Below are 16,839 nucleotides of genomic sequence, written 5' to 3' on the forward strand. Positions count from 1 at the left end.
CTATGAAGTATCACCTGTTAACTGGCGGCACAGGCTTACTTGGCCGCTATTTACTTCGCGATCTGACATTGGCGGATGTTCCGCTGGCGGTCATCGTGCGCCGGTCACGAATAGAATCGGCGGCCGGTCGTATCGAGACGGCGATGACCCACTGGGAAAAGGAGCTAGGGCATGCATTAGTCCGGCCTATCGTCCTTGAAGGAGACATCACGCAGCCAATGTGTGGACTGTCGCCGGATGACCAACTGTGGGTTCAGGAATATTGCGATACGGCAATTCACTCGGCCGCCTCACTGACCTTTTATGCGGAAGAAGAAGAGGGCGAACCATGGCGTAGCAATATCCATGGCACGCGCAACATGCTCAACCTTTGCCGAGAGACCGGCATTCGCAAGTTCCATCATGTCTCGACGGCCTACGTTTGCGGCCAACGTCGAGAAGTGATTCGCGAAGACGAACTGGATGTCGGCCAGCTTCCCAGCAATGACTATGAAGCGAGTAAGATCACGGCCGAAAAAGAAGTTCGTGCCGCTGGTTTCGACACATTAACAGTCCACCGTCCGTCCATCATCGTGGGTGACTCCCAGACCGGATTCACTACCTCGTACCACGGCTTTTACACGCCGCTGCGACTGGTGCATACGCTGGTGACGACCTTGCCTTGGGACGTGATCGCCCAAGGAGACTGGCTCGGTACGTTAGCACTCTCAGGCGACGAGCGTAAGAATCTGGTTCCAGTCGACTGGGTCTCGGCGGCGATGACCGAAGTGATCGCTCGCGAAGAACTGCATGGCGAGACCTATCACTTTACCAATCCCAATGCGGCAACCGTCGCCGACATGCTGGCATCCATCGGTGACGCGGTTCTCGACTTGGCCAAACACGATGCGGCTGATCAATCGAAGCTTACTGAAGACGCGAAAAAGATGATGAGTTCTTTCCGCGATCAGATGAAAGTCTATCAGTCGTACTGGAGCGACGACCCAACCTTCGACAGCACACGCACGGAAACAAGTTTGCCTCACCTACCGTGCCCACAGGTCGATCAGCCACTCATGGACCTGCTGGTGAAATATGCCATTGATAAAAACTTCGGCTGGCCGAGAGAAACACCGGTTCGCCGTAAGTTTCCGATCGCCGAAGAACTGTCTCCCTGGATGCACCATTCCGGTTCGCCAGACAGCTCCGATGATCGTCGCTATGTCAGCCTCCGCATCAGTGGCAACGGCGGTGGTCAGTGGCACATGATCCTGGACCACGGCCGCCTGGTGGGCGTCGGATCTGGGCTCAAAAACGGAGACAGTTCAACCTGCTATTTGAACTCCGACACATTCCATCGTATTACTCGCGGCCAACTTAGCTGGGAAGCCGCATTGCAATCAGGACGATTGTTCACAGCTGGAAATGCTACCAGTTCCGAAGAAATCGCCCGATGTTTCCAAGAGTTCTCGGCCACCACCAAGACCGAGATTTCGTCCCGTTCCATCCAATAGAAACACAACACGATCGACAACATCGTCAGCGAATCCAAGGGGAATTAGCCATGTCCGGTACTGTTTCCAAGTTTGAAGCTACCAATTGCTCAGTAAGCTCGCAGGTTCTCGACCGCGCCAAGAAAAGCCTGGCCGGCGGAGACAGCAGCACCATGCGAGTTCTGCCGTACCATATTCCGCTTGTCGCCGATCGGGCGGAAGGATGTCGACTATGGGATGTCGACGGCAACGAGTACATCGACCTCAACATGTCGTACGGCCCACTGCTTCTAGGGCACCGTCCCAAGGCCGTGATCGAGGCCGTCTATCGCCAAATCTCGGAACAAGGAAGCCAACTCGGATTTCCCACAGAAGTCACAATGCGCGTGGCAGAGAAAATCAAGAAGCTATTCCCCAGCATCGAGCTTCTTCGCTTTGCCAACTCAGGGACCGAAGCGTGTGCATCCGCTGTCCGGCTCGCTAAAACGTTCACCGGCCGTAACAAGCTGATCATGTTCGAGGGTCACTACCACGGCTGGAGCGAAGCGGTATTTACCAAGTACCACGCCCCGCTGGAAGATCTTCCCGAAACGGGCTACGGCCAGGCTATTCCGGGTACGTCAGGCATGGGAGACAGCATTAAGGACGTCATTACCGTCCAGTGGAATGACCTGGATGCCTTGGAACGAGCACTTGCCGAGCACGGAGATGAAGTCTGTGCCGTAATGATGGAACCTATCTCTGGAAATGCCGGCTTGCTGATGCCCAAAGATGGCTACCTGGCAACGGCCCGTGAAATGGCGCACGACTGCGGTGCCCTGCTGATCTTCGACGAAGTGATTACCGGGATGCGAGTATCGCCGGGTGGTGCCCAAGAGCATTACCTGGTTAGCCCTGACATTACTGTCATGTCTAAGGCGATGGGGGGCGGTTATCCGGTCAGTGCCTTTGGCGCGTCGGCTGAAATGATGCAGTGCATCGTTAAAGGACCACTGTTCCATGGTGGCGTGTTCTCTGGCAATGCCATCGTCATGTCCGCTGCAGAGGCGGTCCTCGACACCGTTCTGGCCGACAAAGAGGGAATCTACGGGCACTTGAACGCGGTATCTGATCAACTAGCCAAAGGAATTAAGGATATCTATTCGCGGCTGAATATCCCGGCACAGATCAATCACCTGGGGCCTCTGATGGCAGCGATGATCACCAAGGAAGAAACCGAAGGACTTTACAATTATCGCGATGTCCGACGCCACGCCGATTTCGAACGCTACATTCAGTTCCAACACTGGATGCAGCAGCGAGGCGTTTATTTCCACCCCAATGAATTCGAACCGATGTTCCTATCCACCGCTCACTCGTCGCGCGACATCGATGAAGTCTTAGAGCGTTGGGAAGAAGGTGCACGCCAATGCCTGGTACGTTAATGCCCAATTCAGTATGGAGCCCTACTCCCATACTGGAGGCAGCGGAAAGTTATCGCGGCCAGATTTTCGATTTAGATAAGGGCCGCAATGTATCTTCCGACCAATTCCAACGCCTGCGCGAACAGCTAACGCAGACGTTAAAGCAGAAAGGCATCGCCGCCGGCGATCGCGTTCTTGTCACGATCGCAAATGGACCGATGTTTCCGGTGGCGCTCACAGCTCTTCTCGCCTGTGAAGCGTCGCCCCTGCTGGTTCACGTGATGACGCCTCCGGCTGAGTTGGCTCGCTATGCCCAACGGTTCGGCGTGAAATGGTTGATTTCCTCGGGAGGAGACGAGCAAGCCGAATCGGTGCTCGAACAGCATGGCATGATTCTGGCAGGCGATGACTGGAGTCTCTTGCTGGGACGTTTTCCAGAGCCGACACATATTCCTGGTCCTGAACTGCGTGGTGTGCCACTTCATCCAACCTCCGGTTCCACAGGCCTTCCCAAGATAGCCCTCCGGCCAGGCTTTCCGGCGATGGAAGAAGCTCGGCACTACACGGCAACAATGGCCATTTGCCAGGATGATTGCCTGATGGCGATTCCCCCCATGAGCCATGCCTATGGCTACGGCGTCACAACGATGGTCCCCCTCTTAACCGGAGCGAGCATCGTTACGACGGCGAAGTTCAGCATCAAGCAATTGACCCGTGTCTTACGCGAGTTTCCGGTCACGGTTCTGCCGATGGTACCTGCCCACATCGATATCTTGCTCTTCGGCGGGGCGATCGATTTTGGTCGCCTTCGGTGGTTGCTCACCGCAGGCTCGATGATGCCTAAACGATCAGCCGTTCAATTCCGCAAAAAGACCGGTGTGACCGTTTGTCCCCTGTATGGCACCACAGAAACAGGCGGCATTGCGGTAGCAACGATCGCGGACGGCCAAGATGTCGATGGACGTGTCGGACCTCCGATGGATGGGGTCGAGGTTCGGGTGCGCCCACCTGCCAATGCTGATGAGTTGGGCCTCGAACCCGGTGTAGGCAAGCTTCACGTGAAGAGTTCCTCCATGATGACCGGCTATTTATCGGATACCGGCGAGGTTCTACAGCCATGGGATGCTGAAGGCTTCTTCGAAACAGGCGATCTTTCAAAAGTCGTCGACGATGGCGTGATCCACCTCCGGGGCCGGACCGGGGAAATGATCAACATCCTAGGCCTGAAGGTTGTACCGTGCGAGGTTGAAGAAGTCATTGCGGCAATGCCCGGCGTTCGTGAAGTCAAAGTCTATGCTGGGCAACTCAAGTCCAAGGGAGAAATCGTCAAAGCAGCCGTCGCAGTGAACGACGGAATCGACGAGGCCGCCCTGAAAGCCTACTGCGACGAACACCTGGTTTACTACAAGCGTCCTCGCGACATTGCCATTGTTGACAAGCTCCCACGAAACCCAGCAGGCAAGATCCAAGTGAAAGAGCTTCCTTGATTGTTGAATAGCCCAGGATAATTACATGTCACAGCTTGCGATGCAGCCAAACTCCGAAACCAGGTCTCAGTTGGCCAAGCTGTTCCCGTTACCTCTTTCACCTGTCGAAGCGTTCATGCTCGCCGATGGACGTTCGCAGTACCCGATGATGTGCGACATCGAAGTCCACGTTCAGGGCACGATCGAACGCAGTCCATTCGAAGAAGCTCTTGCTTTTGCTGTCCAGCGAGCCCCATTCTTTCAAAGCCTTGTTCGCAAAGACAAGAAGCTCGGTCTGGTATGGCAGTTGACCGATCGTATGCCAGAGGTCGATTGGAACGAATATGGTGTTCCTTGTTTGACTGGTTATGATGCGTTTGTCGATCTCTTCCAATACCTTGGCATCAAGGTCTTTGTAAGATCAGGCAGCGAGCGATCCTCCATCCTGCTTCACTTCCACCACGCCACCTCGGATGGCGTTGGTTCGATTGCATTCGTCGAAGATTTACTAACGGCCTATCACAATGCCACGCCAGGCACAAAATTTGTGCCGCCAAGGAAGTGGGAGCCTGAACGCCTACTCAACCGGTGCAATTCAGCGTTAGAAAGCCCTGGTTGGAGGCGAGGCCTCTACGACGTCTATTGCGGAATTTATGGGGCCAGCAACTTCTTTATGCAACGTCCCCTGCCATTGACCGCCAAGCGTGGACCACTGGGCGTAAACACCACACGGCAACAGAACGGCCATATCACCAAGGCAGTCGGCTCGGAGGCTACGTTGGCAATGCGCAAATGGACTTCCGCGGAGAAGGTCACGGTCAACGACGTGCTACTGCGTGACCTGTTTGTGACACTTCACGATTGGATGTCCGACCAGGGGATCGATATTGGCTCGAAGTACTTGAGGATTCTTATGCCGCAAAGCCTACGTGGGCGAGGGGACGCAGCAATGCCGACCACCAATGACATTGGATTTGCGTTTATGGCACGTCGAGGCAATCTCATTCGAAAGTCAGATGACCTTCTAAGATCTCTTGCGCCAGAAACCGCTGCGATTCGTAAAGACAACCTGTCTCGCCATTTCATCGGTGGGCTCGCCGCAGTGCAATCGCTGGGGCTTTTGCCATGGATGCTGAATGGGGCTTCGTGCTTCTCAACAGCGGTCCTGACGAACTTCGGGAACTCTTGGCGACGGTTCCAAGCCAAACTTCCGCTGGCCGATGGCGGTTTGGTTGCAGGTAACCTTGTTTACGATGGGCTCACCGGTACTCCTCCCTGCCGGCCTAATACGGCTGCCGCGTTTTGCGTCTGTACTTCGGCGGATCAGATTTTTGTCAGCCTCAAACACGACCCATTTCACTATTCGCTGGACGAGTCACACGAACTGCTATCTCGATATATCGATCAGATTTCCCGAAGTGCCGACGGTCCTTCCTCCTAGAGGCTGTTTCAAAACCTACGTAAACAAATGAGCCCGCACGCTACGTGCATGAAGGCCTGGTAAATCCACGAGTGATGTTCGTACCGCACGACAAGTCGACGGAAGTTGCCGATCCACGAGATCGTTCGTTCGACGATCCAGCGGCGGCGGTATCTTCGCAGTTTGCGGCCGTCCTGCCGAGGCTTTCGTTTGCGGTTCTTGCGGTGCGGACATACCAGTTCCCAGTTCTGCTCAGCCAATTCTTCTCGCAACTTGTCACTGTCGTACGCTTTGTCGGCGACCACAGGCGTTGGCTTCTCGGGAAATTTCGCTTTTTGCAGCGTCTCTTCGGCCAGCCTCACTTCCGCTTTCGACGCCGAGTGGACGGAACATGCCAGAGGTACTCCTTGGCCATCTGCCACCACCATCCACTTTGTACCTTTTCCACGTTTGGTTTTACCCACGTCGTGGCCCCTTTTTTTGCCGGAGCAAAGCTGCCGTCCATAAACACTTCGTCCCAGTTGATGCGGCCTTGTTCGTCAAGCTCATCGATGAACGCATGCCACATGTCGACGAAGACGCCCGCTTCTTCCCACTCTGCTAGTCGCCGCCAGCAAGTGCTTGGCGATGGATACCAGTCCGGCAGATCCTTCCAGCGTGCTCCGCTGCGAAGCACCCATAAAATGCCTTCAAAACAGGCCCGATCGTCCGCCCGAGGCCTGCCGCCACGCCGTGTTCTCGGGACCTCAGGAATGAACGGTTTCACCATATCCCACTGCTCGTCGGTGAGCAGCACTTCACGTTTACCAGCCATCGAAGGACTCCTTTTGATGGTAGGTGTAACGTAAATCGTTACCTGGCGCAAGCTTATAACGTCAGGGTTTTGAAACAGCCTCTAAGCATTATTTTGGCCTATCATAAGAGCTTCATTGAATACTCTTTGATTCTCATAGCCAATTGCGACGGATAAATGCGACCTGAGTTCTGGATAGATGTTGGGGGAACGTTCACCGACTGCCTGTTACACCTCCCAGGTCGACCGCCCCGCCAAAAAAAAGTTCTAAGTTCTGGCAAGATCCAGGGGACTATTGGAGAAGGAAGCTCGCACGATGTGATCATCGATCCGATTCGGTGCGATGACCCTCCCGGCGTCTGGCGTGGCTATCTACTTGAACTGTTCAATCACCATGGCGAGTGTATTGACGCGAAGGTCGTTTCCGAATTTGATGCGACAAACGGTCAATTGAAACTGGCAAGCCCGCTTGTCGCGTTGCCACAAGTCGGAAGTGTCTATCAACTGAGTGGCAAAGAGGAGGCACCGCTACTATCGATTCGATACTTGCTTGGACTGTCCCTTAGCGATCCCATTCCCGCAGTGAACGTTCGCCTGGGAACAACGCGGGGTACGAATGCCTTGCTGACGAGAACCGGTGCCAATGTCGGACTGGTCATTACCGAAGGTTTTGCCGACATTCTGGAGATCGGTTCGCAAAGTCGCCCTCATCTTTTCAATCTGGATATCAAGAAGCCTTCCTCACTTGTGTCGAGAATTGTTGAGGCGCGAGAGCGAATCGATGCTCACGGCAATACGCTTACACCGCTTGATGAGGCCGACCTGAAAGAAAAGATTCGCGAGCTCTACACGTCAGGCATTCGCAGCATCGCGATTTGCTTCCTGCACGCTTATCGCGAACCCAAGCACGAAATGATCGCCCAGAGAATTGCAACCGAGCTCGGGTTTACGGACATCAGTGTTTCCCACGCGGTCGCTCCGCTGATCAAAATCGTTTCCCGCGGGGATACTACCGTTGTGGACGCGTACCTCAATCCAATCCTCAGAAAATACGTCGAACAAATCCAATCCAAGTTAGGTCCCGGCAGCCAACTTCGCCTTTTAACTTCCGCCGGGAGTTTAGTGACTGCCGAGTCGTTCTCTGGCAAGGACAGCATTCTATCGGGGCCTGCGGGTGGCGTCGTCGGGTTCGCTGCGGCTGCGAAATCGGCTGGCTTTGACAAAGCGATCGGCTTCGACATGGGAGGCACCAGCACCGATGTGTCCCGTTTCGAAGGAACCTACGAGCGCCAGTTTGAAACCGAAAAGGCAGGCGTGCGAATCGTCGCTCCGATGATGGCTATCGAGACGGTCGCGGCTGGCGGGGGCTCGATCTGCTGGTTCGACGGTGTGAAATTAGTGGTGGGCCCCGCGAGCGCCGGTGCCGATCCCGGACCGGCTTGCTATGGCCGGGGAGGCCCTTTAACCGTTACTGATATCAATTTCGCCCTCGGTAAGCTGCAAGCTGCCCGGCTCCCTTTTCCACTCGATACCGAAGCTGTTGATCGGCGGTTAGCGGAAGTCTGCGCCCAGGTAGAAGCAGCAACAGGGCAGAAACGTACATCGTTAGAGCTCGCCGCTGGTTTCCTACAGATTGCCAATGCCAATATCGCTGAAGCGATTCGCACCATTTCGGTCGCCAAAGGCTACGACCCGCGATCCTACCTGCTTGTCCCCTTCGGCGGAGCTGCTGGACAGCATGCCTGTGCGGTGGCCGAAATCCTCGGTGCCTGGCAACTGTTGTTTCACCCCAGTGCAGGTATCCTCAGCGCGGTAGGAATTGGAGCCGCAGATACATCGCGGTTTGCGACTCAGCCTTTTTATTTGGCGTTAGACGAAATAATGCCCGAATTGGAGGCGTCCTTCGAAGCATTAAAGCAATCTGCTACGGCTCAGCTCTGCGAAGAAGAAGTTGACCCTCAAACGATTTCCTATCGGAAGCAAGTTGAACTACGTTATCGAGGGCTCGAAGCCTCACTAACGATCGACGCGGATCCCATTGCCACCTTAGAAACACGGTACCACGAAGAACATCGCCGTCGCTACGGCTATGCGCGGGTAGAACATCCCATCGAAGTCGTTGCGGCACGTGTCGAAGCGATTAGCCACGGCACAGCCGACTCCCTTCCCAGCAAGTCTCAGGTACCGTACGAACCAGACTCAGCCCAGATTGTCCCACTTCTCTTTCAGGGAAAGCAATTCAAAACCAAGGTCTACGACCGCGACAAGCTCAGCCCAGGGGCAAGGATTGTAGGGCCGGCCCTGATCTCAGAGTCATTGGCAACAACGGTTATCGACCCAGGCTGGGAAGCAGAACTTCTGTCCGAGGGGGAACTGCTTGCCCGGCGAATTGATGATCAAGACAAATCAGGCCGTAAGGAGTCATTGGATTCGCTCGACACCCCAGACCCTGTCCTGCTGGAGATCCTGAACAATCAATTCGCGTCAATTGCCGAGCAAATGGGCGTCGCTCTGCAAAACACGTCTGTCAGCGTGAACGTCAAGGAGCGTCTCGACTTTAGTTGTGCTTTATTCACTTCGTCGGGCGACCTGATCGCGAACGCTCCGCATATTCCCGTTCACCTGGGTGCCATGTTCGAGACGGTCAAGGCGACCATCGCTAGCCACTTGGTCATGAAAGATGGGGATGTTTTCGTTACGAATGATCCGTATCATGGCGGCTCCCATCTGCCTGATATTACGGTCATTACGCCCATGTTCGTGGATGACTCCGACGACCGACCAACATTCTTTGCCGCCAGCAGGGCTCACCATGCCGAGATCGGAGGCATTGCCGCCGGTTCAATGCCATCTGGCTCGAAAAACCTGGCCGAGGAAGGTGTCTTGATCGAGAACTTTCGTCTCATTGATGCAGGCACTCCGCATTGGGATACACTGGAACAACTTCTCACCGAGGCACCGTTTCCCTCTCGCAAGGTTTCTGACAATCTCGCCGATATTGCCGCCCAGATCGCAGCCAATCATCACGGCATCGAAGACCTCAAACGTATGGTCCAGCAATATACGCTAGAGAGGGTAGTGGCTTATGCGAAACACATTCAGACGGCGGCCTCGACAAAAACACGAGCCGCACTCGCAAAGATTCCGCCAGGTCGCTACGAGTTTGTCGACCACCTGGACGATGGCTCTCCGTTGCGTGTGGCAATCGATCTGAAGGGAGAAACCGCGTCGATCGACTTCTCTGGCACTGGGCCAGTACTGCCTGGCAACCTCAATGCGAACCGAGCGATCGTAACGGCAGCCGTGATGTACTGTTTGCGGTGCCTGCTCGATGAAGACATCCCCTTGAATCAGGGGGTGCTCGAACCGGTAGAGATTATCCTGCCTGAGTGCTTCCTCAATCCTCCGAAGTTTGAAAGTCCCGAAAAGTGCGCGGCCGTGGCCGGGGGCAACGTCGAAACATCGCAGCGTATCGTCGACGTCCTTTTGGGTGCGCTCGGGATCGCAGCCGCCAGCCAAGGAACCATGAACAACCTGACCTTCGGCGACGCAACGTTTGGTTATTATGAAACAATCTGCGGTGGAGCCGGGGCAACACGAAACGCCCCCGGCGCATCGGCGGTTCATACCCACATGACCAACACTCGGCTCACCGATGTCGAGGTCTTTGAGCTCCGTTTTCCGGCCAGGATCCGCCGTTTTGCCATCCGCCGTGGTTCAGGAGGAGCAGGTCACCATCGTGGTGGTGATGGGATTATCCGCGAGATCGAATTCTTGCGGCCGCTCGACGTTTCCCTACTTACCCAACGCCGCGGTCCCTTCGCACCATACGGACTCGACGGAGGTCAAGCAGGTGCGTGCGGAGAGAACCTCCTTCAGCGACAGAAAACGCCAGTCGCTCATTTACCTAATACCGTCAGCATGTCGTTAAGCGCCGGAGACGTGCTTATTCTAAAGACGCCCGGCGGAGGTGGTTTTGGCAAGCCTGACCCGGAATAACCAGCAACCAACTATCTATTGACGTTTCCATGCAGTCGTGTGGTCACCATCCGCTCAAGATGGTCGACCGTTTGCCATTACAAAGTTTGGGAATCAGCATGGCGTTTGCATTGCTCTGAAATCACACGCCTGCCGTCTTTGAACGGCAAATACCGGGCCATCGGCAATTTCCTTATCTCCTGACACGAGTGAGCATTACTCCTCAGCAAGCCAACCGCCATTTTGGCATTGGTATGCAATGTGCACCCTAGATAGATAGCGTGCACTCGAATAAGGAGTTAGTCATGTCTATATCATCTACAAACTTTGCGATTGCTGATTTACCGCGTCTCGGAGAAACGACACCGGTGATTGAACTCCCGTCAGACGCACTCGCCCAGGTGAAAGCACAGGCGCGATACCTTCCGCTGAAAGAATCTGAGCACCTCAACACTCACGCTTCGACAGGTGAGGTCTTGATTTTCTGCGTCGTGGGGAAGCTCGACGCCAAGGTTCATGATCATCACCACGTACTGGAGCCCAACCAACTCTTGCACGTCCCGGCAGGTTGCCCCTTCCGGGTCGAAGCCCAGATGGACAGCGTAGTTCTGGTGACGTCATTGACCGCCAAAACAAGTTCCCATAGCGGTCGAAAAATCAACATCTCGGCAACAGCCCACCGAGACGATGAGGTCCAGGAAGCGTTGGAAGAAACGTTTCCGGCAAGCGATCCTCCGAGTTACAACTCGACGATATCGTAAAGCCCCCAGACTTCTCGCGGGTTAAATCGTAACAAGCAAGGAGAATTCCTGTGGCCACAGCAGAAGCAGATTCCGAAGTGCACACTCACCTGATGCAAGCCGTTGTCCTTGAGCAATATGGCAGCGAAGAAAACTTGAAGCTCAATAGCATCTCACGGCCCAAGATCACAGCAGACCAAGTCCTCATTCGCGTTCATGCTGCCAGCGTCAATCCGATTGATTGGAAAATCCGCCAGGGCATGTTGAAGTGGATTCTCCCGGAACAACTGCCGGCTGTTCTTGGCTTTGACGTTGCCGGAGAAATAACCGAAGTCGGCTACACCGCCAAGCAGCAGGGCTGGAATATCGGTGACCCAGTAATGGCATTCTCAGACAAGACCTTCGGGGGAGGTTACGCCGAATACATTGCCGTTGACTCGAAAGTCATTGTTACGAAGCCTGAGAATTGTTCCTACGATGAAGCCGCCGGGATTCCGCTTGCTGCGACCACGGCGTGGAAAGCGCTCGTCAAACTCGGAAAACTTCATGCCGGCGATGATGTCTTGATTAATGGGGCGTCAGGCGGGGTCGGCACGTTCGCCGTCCAAATTGCGAAAGCACTTGGGGCGAAAGTAACTGCCGTTTGTAGTTCGGATAACCATGCACTCGTGCGTGATTTGGGTGCAGACGAAACAATTGATTACCACGCCACGCCGTTTACTCGGATTGGTCGATCATTTGACATCGTATTCGATGCCGTCAGCAAATCGACGTTCCATGAGTGTCGGCGCATTCTGAAGCCCGAAGGGCATTACATCGCGACCCTTCCATCCGTGGAAAGCGTGGGCATGACAATGATTTCCAAGTTTCAAAAGCAATCGTGTCATGTCGTTCTGGCTCGGCCTGACGGTGACATCCTGAAGTCTCTTGCTGCACTGGCAAACGAAGGGAAACTAAGAACGGTGATTGATACCGTATTTCCACTCAATGAAGTTACCGCTGCGCACCGAAAAAGCGAAGGAGGGCACGTCGTTGGAAAGATTGTGCTGCATGTCTCAAACGATATACCAGATACGAAATCGCACTCAGAACTTTAGAAGCCCCGAATCTCTCCCCCTCGCAGTGAAGGGCTCCCCCCGGGCCTTCACTGTTTTTTTGTGCAAGGCACGGAAAATCTATAACCTGCATTCTTTGCGTCTTTTCCAAAAAATGCTGGGGACGGTACCGGAAATGGCCCTCTTGGCGAACCATATCCCCGTGCGAGAAGTCGCGTTTCGGGGTAATATTTGACCTTAGGAGCATCGCGACGTTTCGCTGATGCTTAGCCGAAACCGACGATGGAGAGTGCCAGGAATGTCCCAAGCAGACCAGCCGCTGGTTGGCGTGATTATGGGCAGCAAGTCCGACTGGGAAACCATGCGGAATGCCTGCGAGATTTTGGAATCGTTCAAGGTCCCGTACGAAAAGCGGGTCGTTTCCGCGCATCGTACCCCGGCGTGGATGAACGAATATGCCACCACCGCGCAAAGCCGCGGAATCAAGATCATTATCGCCGGTGCAGGCGGGGCCGCTCATTTGCCGGGCATGGTTGCTTCCCAAACGACACTTCCGGTTTTGGGCGTCCCAGTAAAGAGCCGTGCCCTGAATGGTCTCGACTCGTTGCTCTCGATCGTGCAGATGCCTGGCGGTATTCCCGTTGGCACATTGGCAATCGGCGATGCCGGTGCAAAGAACGCAGGCCTCTTGGCCGTAAGAATTCTGGCAACCACCGACACCGATCTCCAAGAGCGGCTGGCCAAGTTTCAGGAAGAACAAACGCAGAAAGTTCTCGAGGATTCGCAATTGTGACAAAGACCATTCTTCCCGGCGGAACCCTCGGAGTGCTGGGCAGCGGGCAATTGGGCCGCATGTTTGCCATCGCCGCGCGCCGCATGGGCTACCGCGTTCATGTTCTTTCTCCTGAAACGGATACTCCGACAGGGCAAGTTGCCGATGTCGAAGTGACGGCCAGCTACAACGACCTGGACGCAGTCGCCCGCTTTGCTGAACAAGTCGATGTCGTAACGTTTGAGTTTGAAAACGTCCCGCTGACAACGGTCGATGTCGTCAACGAGAAGGTACCTGTCCGGCCAGCCGGCCGCGTTCTGCATACGACGCAACATCGTATCCGAGAAAAATCGTTTCTCCGTGATCATGGCTTTCCTGTCGCCAACTTTCATCCGATTCGTGAAGCCGCCGACCTCGACACAGTCCCAGACGAGCTACTACCAGGCGTGCTAAAGACGGCGGCCTGGGGCTACGACGGCAAAGGGCAAGTCAAAGTTGCCAATCGCGAAGAGCTGATTACCGCTTGGCAGGACGAACTGAAGCAGGAAGCCATCCTCGAGCAGTTGGTCCACTTCGAAAAAGAGTTTTCGGTGGTCGCTGCCCGCGGCCTGGATGGCAATGTCGAGTGCTACACGCCGATTGAAAACATCCATGTGAATCACATTCTGGATGTCTCGGTTTCGCCTGGTCGCCTCTCCGAGAAGGCCACGGCTGAAGCCATGGAAATCGCCAAGGCCGTTTTGACCGAGTTGGATGTTGTAGGCGTTTTGTGCGTTGAGTTCTTTCTCGCTCCTGGTGATGCGCTGCTCATCAATGAACTAGCCCCACGTCCCCACAACTCAGGCCACCTGACCATCGATTCGCACGTAACCTGTCAATTCGAGCAGCAAGTTCGCTCAATCTGTGGCCTCCCGTTGGGTTCAACGAGGCAACTTCGTCCTTCCGCGATGATCAATCTGCTGGGAGATGTCTGGGAACCAAGTATACCTGATTGGGCAGCGGCATGCTCGAACCCAGACGTGAAACTGCATCTGTATGGCAAGCGCGAACCTCGAGTAGGCCGAAAGATGGGGCACATGACGGTAACTGCGGACACGGTCGATGCAGCAATAGAATCCGCGTATACCGCAAAAACTCGCTTGCAGGGCAAGTGATAGCTTCCCTAATCTGCGCCGAGCCTGCATCCTAGCAGTCATCCGCTGCAGAGGGGATTCAAACTCAATTCGCACCATCGGGGTGGCCGAAGATTGTAAGGAAATGCAAACTTCGGCCCTTCGAGACTTCGCTATGCGCATCGAGACTCAAACCTCCCCGACGCCTACCCGCCAGCAAAAGCAAGATGCCGCAGGCGAGCAGCTACAAAACCTCTTCAACGAGATCCTGACTGCTGCCGGCCGCCCTGGCTATGCTTCTGCCGAAGCGTACGAGTCAGAGAATTCGATCCAGGACGACATTCGCGAAGACTGGAATGACTGGTTCTCGTTGACCAACGCCGGTAACTATCCCGACGAAGTCGATGCCCAGGCCCTTCCTCGCGACTACGGCGACCTGCTCGTCCGCACCTACAACGAAGGTGGCTTCGCCGATCCGCATGGCTTTCTTAAAAACCTCACTGCCGATGAGTTAGCCACGGTGCAGCATGTGAATCGACTGGTCGATCCGATCGACATCGACTCCCTGACCCCTGAAGCCGCATTAAACCTGCTCATCCCAAGGCCAGCACAAATCGACCTGAACTACGATGGGCTAACCCAAGTCGGTGAAGCATACATGATTCGCTTCCCTGACAGCCGTACGCCTGAAGCGGTCGTGAATGCGTGGAATGAAGCGACCGCGGATATGGATCCGAGAGAGAAGATCTTCTACGAGTTGCAGATGAAGCTTCCCACGTTGCTGGCCAATATCCATGTCGACGACCAAGGTCGCTACGTCAGCCATACCGAGCCCGGCGATCCGAATTGGGTCAATCCACAGGCCGATTCCAACTACTCGTTCACCGATCTGTCCCAGCAGATGATCGATTACTTGGACTATTTCCAGCACCAGATCCCGAAAGACCGATACGAACAGCAGCGGGCCTTCTACACACAGTTCAAACAAAGCCTGCAAGAGCACGGGGCTCGCTAATGAGCCCCCTTGCCGCTACTTGGCTCTAGACGTCGCACAGCGCGACACCGTGCCGGAGTGACGCCAGTTTGTCATCCCAGGTAGGGATGTATTCCTGGACGACGTATCCATCGTATTCCGAATCCGCCACGGCCTTGATGATGGCCGAGTAGTTCATCTCTTGCGTATCGTCCAGTTCACATCGACCTGGATTTCCAGCCGTGTGCAGGTGCCCAATGTACGGCAGGCTCTGGCGGAAACGTCGAATAACGTCACCGTTCATAATCTGCACGTGGTAGAAATCGAACAGTAACTTCATGTTTGGTGAGTCGACCTGTTTGATCATGTCCAGGCAATGATCGACATCGTCTCCAAAGTAACCGGGATGCCCCTTCATAGGGTGCGAATCATCTCGGCTGTTGAGGTGTTCGAGCACAAGTTGAACGTTATTTTCTTCTGCGTAGGGAATCACTGATTTCCAGAATTCGACGCAATTCTTGGTGCCTTGCTCGAAGCCGATTCCCTTTTTGCTCATCCCGGTGAACGTGATCACGCTAGGGCAATTCCACTTCACTGCGGTATCGATGGCCCCTTTCAGCTTCTCGGTACACATTGCGTGATTGTCCGGATTTACCGGACCATCCTTGAAGCCATGTCCCGAGCATAGCGATACCTTCAAGCCGTGCTCTTTCATCAGGGGGTACCATTTGACATCGATCCCTTCCATCGCCTGAAGTCCCATCTTCGCACATGCGGGAATCAGGGTTTCCATCGGCATTGGATTAAAGCACCATGCCATGACCGACTGCTTGATATTCTTACCGGTTGCCTTGAAGTCTTCCGAGGGAACTTGGGTTGCAGCGGAAGACCCTGCAGCACGAGCAGTGCCGGCCATGGCCAAACCAGCCACCGAGGTACCCACAACGGTCTTAATCAGGTCACGGCGAGATAGGCGGGATTTGTTTTGCGGCATGGCAGTGTTCTCGTAATTTATACAGGGTGGGGCTTAAGGGTTATCAAAGGGAAATGCCATTTGCGATTCATCCGGAGGCTGGGCCCCGGGGTTCAACTCCTTGAACAACAGGCTGGGCTGAATTCCGTGATTGTTCTGGTACTTGTCGCTCACATACTCCGTAATGTCACCCGTGATCTCGTGATAGAAGATCTGGCAAATGGGGACATTCGGATAGATGCGAATCGGCTGGACGGCAAACATCTCTAAGGTCCAAAATCCTTTGAACCCGACATCACCAAACCCAGCGGTCACGTGCACGAAAAGACCAAGCCGCCCGATTGAACTGCGCCCCTCAATCATGGGAACGTAGCCGTGCGTTTCGGTCATCTCATTGGTTCGTGCCAAATACAACTGATTTGGATTCAGCACGTAACCCTCTTCCGGTATTGTAATTCGCCGGATCCGGTGAGGCTGACGCATATCGAGGATCAACTCCTCGTACGTCATCAATTCTTCGTTGAGCGTCAGATTGTAACTATTGGGATTTAAACGACTTTCGTCATAAGGCTCGATAAAGATCTTGCTGTTGAGATGTTTCCGAATCTCATTACCGGAAAGAATCATGGATGGGCCTTGGGTTGTCCACAACGGTCGTCATGAGCCGTCGCAGGCGAAAAGT

Annotated in this window: 14 protein-coding genes; 10 read left to right on the forward strand and 4 right to left on the reverse strand. The window is 54.6% G+C overall.

The genetic code is table 11. The features are described from left to right. Positions 1-2 precede the first annotated feature (2 nt). From C5Y96_RS17505 to C5Y96_RS17520, 4 genes are read left to right on the forward strand one after another with little or no spacing between them, the layout of a single operon-like run. Complete coding sequence (locus C5Y96_RS17505) at positions 3-1,493, forward strand: SDR family oxidoreductase (protein ID WP_105355979.1); 1,491 nt, start codon at positions 3-5, stop codon at positions 1,491-1,493. A gap of 50 nt (positions 1,494-1,543) precedes the next feature. After that, the gene (locus C5Y96_RS17510) at positions 1,544-2,896 is read left to right on the forward strand and encodes an aspartate aminotransferase family protein (protein ID WP_158261294.1); all 1,353 of its coding nucleotides are present in this window, start codon (positions 1,544-1,546) and stop codon (positions 2,894-2,896) included. Continuing rightward, positions 2,881-4,362, forward strand: a complete 1,482-nt coding sequence (locus C5Y96_RS17515; protein ID WP_105355984.1) for a class I adenylate-forming enzyme family protein — start codon at positions 2,881-2,883, stop codon at positions 4,360-4,362. Before C5Y96_RS17510 ends, C5Y96_RS17515 begins: the two co-directional genes overlap by 16 nt. A 25-nt stretch (positions 4,363-4,387) precedes the next feature. Continuing rightward, on the forward strand, positions 4,388-5,782 hold the full coding sequence (locus C5Y96_RS17520) for a hypothetical protein (protein WP_105355987.1): 1,395 nt from the start codon (positions 4,388-4,390) through the stop codon (positions 5,780-5,782). An 8-nt stretch (positions 5,783-5,790) separates the two neighbouring features. On the opposite strand, the gene C5Y96_RS17525 is transcribed toward C5Y96_RS17520, so the two are convergent. Both C5Y96_RS17525 and C5Y96_RS17530 read right to left on the reverse strand, forming a co-directional pair. Beyond that, complete coding sequence (locus tag C5Y96_RS17525) at positions 5,791-6,189, reverse strand: IS5 family transposase (RefSeq protein ID WP_233199008.1); 399 nt, start codon at positions 6,187-6,189, stop codon at positions 5,791-5,793. Then, positions 6,120-6,575 carry a transposase gene (locus C5Y96_RS17530; protein WP_105355991.1) on the reverse strand — a complete coding sequence of 152 codons (456 nt, stop codon included), beginning with the start codon at positions 6,573-6,575 and terminating at the stop codon, positions 6,120-6,122. The genes C5Y96_RS17525 and C5Y96_RS17530 overlap by 70 nt, the downstream gene beginning before the upstream one ends. Before the next feature lie 297 nt (positions 6,576-6,872). On the opposite strand from C5Y96_RS17530, the gene C5Y96_RS17535 reads away from it, so the two are divergent. From C5Y96_RS17535 to C5Y96_RS17560, 6 genes are all read left to right on the forward strand, one after another. Beyond that, positions 6,873-10,553 (forward strand): hydantoinase B/oxoprolinase family protein, encoded by a 3,681-nt coding sequence (locus tag C5Y96_RS17535; protein WP_233199009.1) that lies wholly within the window; start codon positions 6,873-6,875, stop codon positions 10,551-10,553. Positions 10,554-10,837: 284 nt separating this feature from the next. Beyond that, the gene (locus tag C5Y96_RS17540) at positions 10,838-11,293 is read left to right on the forward strand and encodes a hypothetical protein (RefSeq protein WP_146115711.1); all 456 of its coding nucleotides are present in this window, start codon (positions 10,838-10,840) and stop codon (positions 11,291-11,293) included. A 50-nt stretch (positions 11,294-11,343) separates the two neighbouring features. After that, a complete protein-coding gene (locus tag C5Y96_RS17545; protein ID WP_199188730.1) occupies positions 11,344-12,369 on the forward strand; it encodes an NAD(P)-dependent alcohol dehydrogenase in 1,026 nt (341 codons plus the stop codon). A 256-nt stretch (positions 12,370-12,625) separates the two neighbouring features. After that, complete coding sequence (purE, locus tag C5Y96_RS17550) at positions 12,626-13,120, forward strand: 5-(carboxyamino)imidazole ribonucleotide mutase (protein WP_105355996.1); 495 nt, start codon at positions 12,626-12,628, stop codon at positions 13,118-13,120. After that, complete coding sequence (locus C5Y96_RS17555; protein WP_105355998.1) at positions 13,117-14,253, forward strand: 5-(carboxyamino)imidazole ribonucleotide synthase; 1,137 nt, start codon at positions 13,117-13,119, stop codon at positions 14,251-14,253. Before purE ends, C5Y96_RS17555 begins: the two co-directional genes overlap by 4 nt. A gap of 103 nt (positions 14,254-14,356) precedes the next feature. Then, entirely contained in the window at positions 14,357-15,226 is an 870-nt protein-coding gene (locus C5Y96_RS17560) for a hypothetical protein (protein WP_105356000.1), read from the forward strand. A 25-nt stretch (positions 15,227-15,251) separates the two neighbouring features. On the opposite strand, the gene C5Y96_RS17565 is transcribed toward C5Y96_RS17560, so the two are convergent. Further along, complete coding sequence (locus C5Y96_RS17565) at positions 15,252-16,178, reverse strand: TIM barrel protein (protein WP_233199010.1); 927 nt, start codon at positions 16,176-16,178, stop codon at positions 15,252-15,254. A 33-nt stretch (positions 16,179-16,211) separates the two neighbouring features. Next, positions 16,212-16,784 (reverse strand): dCTP deaminase, encoded by a 573-nt coding sequence (gene dcd / locus C5Y96_RS17570; protein ID WP_105356002.1) that lies wholly within the window; start codon positions 16,782-16,784, stop codon positions 16,212-16,214. Positions 16,785-16,839 lie beyond the last annotated feature (55 nt).

Origin of the sequence: Blastopirellula marina (assembly GCF_002967715.1) — a bacterium.
In the GTDB taxonomy this organism is placed as follows: Bacteria; Planctomycetota; Planctomycetia; order Pirellulales; family Pirellulaceae; genus Bremerella; species Bremerella marina_B.

Coding starts and splice junctions, on each gene's coding strand:
- C5Y96_RS17510 (WP_158261294.1), top strand. CDS start 1,544: ATGTCCGGTACTGTTTCCAAGTTTGAAGCTACCAATTGCTCAGTAAGC.
- C5Y96_RS17530 (WP_105355991.1), bottom strand. CDS start 6,575: ATGGCTGGTAAACGTGAAGTGCTGCTCACCGACGAGCAGTGGGATATG.
- C5Y96_RS17520 (WP_105355987.1), top strand. CDS start 4,388: ATGTCACAGCTTGCGATGCAGCCAAACTCCGAAACCAGGTCTCAGTTG.
- C5Y96_RS17560 (WP_105356000.1), top strand. CDS start 14,357: ATGCAAACTTCGGCCCTTCGAGACTTCGCTATGCGCATCGAGACTCAA.
- C5Y96_RS17565 (WP_233199010.1), bottom strand. CDS start 16,178: ATGCCGCAAAACAAATCCCGCCTATCTCGCCGTGACCTGATTAAGACC.
- C5Y96_RS17540 (WP_146115711.1), top strand. CDS start 10,838: ATGTCTATATCATCTACAAACTTTGCGATTGCTGATTTACCGCGTCTC.
- purE (WP_105355996.1), top strand. CDS start 12,626: ATGTCCCAAGCAGACCAGCCGCTGGTTGGCGTGATTATGGGCAGCAAG.
- dcd (WP_105356002.1), bottom strand. CDS start 16,784: ATGATTCTTTCCGGTAATGAGATTCGGAAACATCTCAACAGCAAGATC.
- C5Y96_RS17525 (WP_233199008.1), bottom strand. CDS start 6,189: ATGGTGGTGGCAGATGGCCAAGGAGTACCTCTGGCATGTTCCGTCCAC.
- C5Y96_RS17505 (WP_105355979.1), top strand. CDS start 3: ATGAAGTATCACCTGTTAACTGGCGGCACAGGCTTACTTGGCCGCTAT.
- C5Y96_RS17515 (WP_105355984.1), top strand. CDS start 2,881: ATGCCTGGTACGTTAATGCCCAATTCAGTATGGAGCCCTACTCCCATA.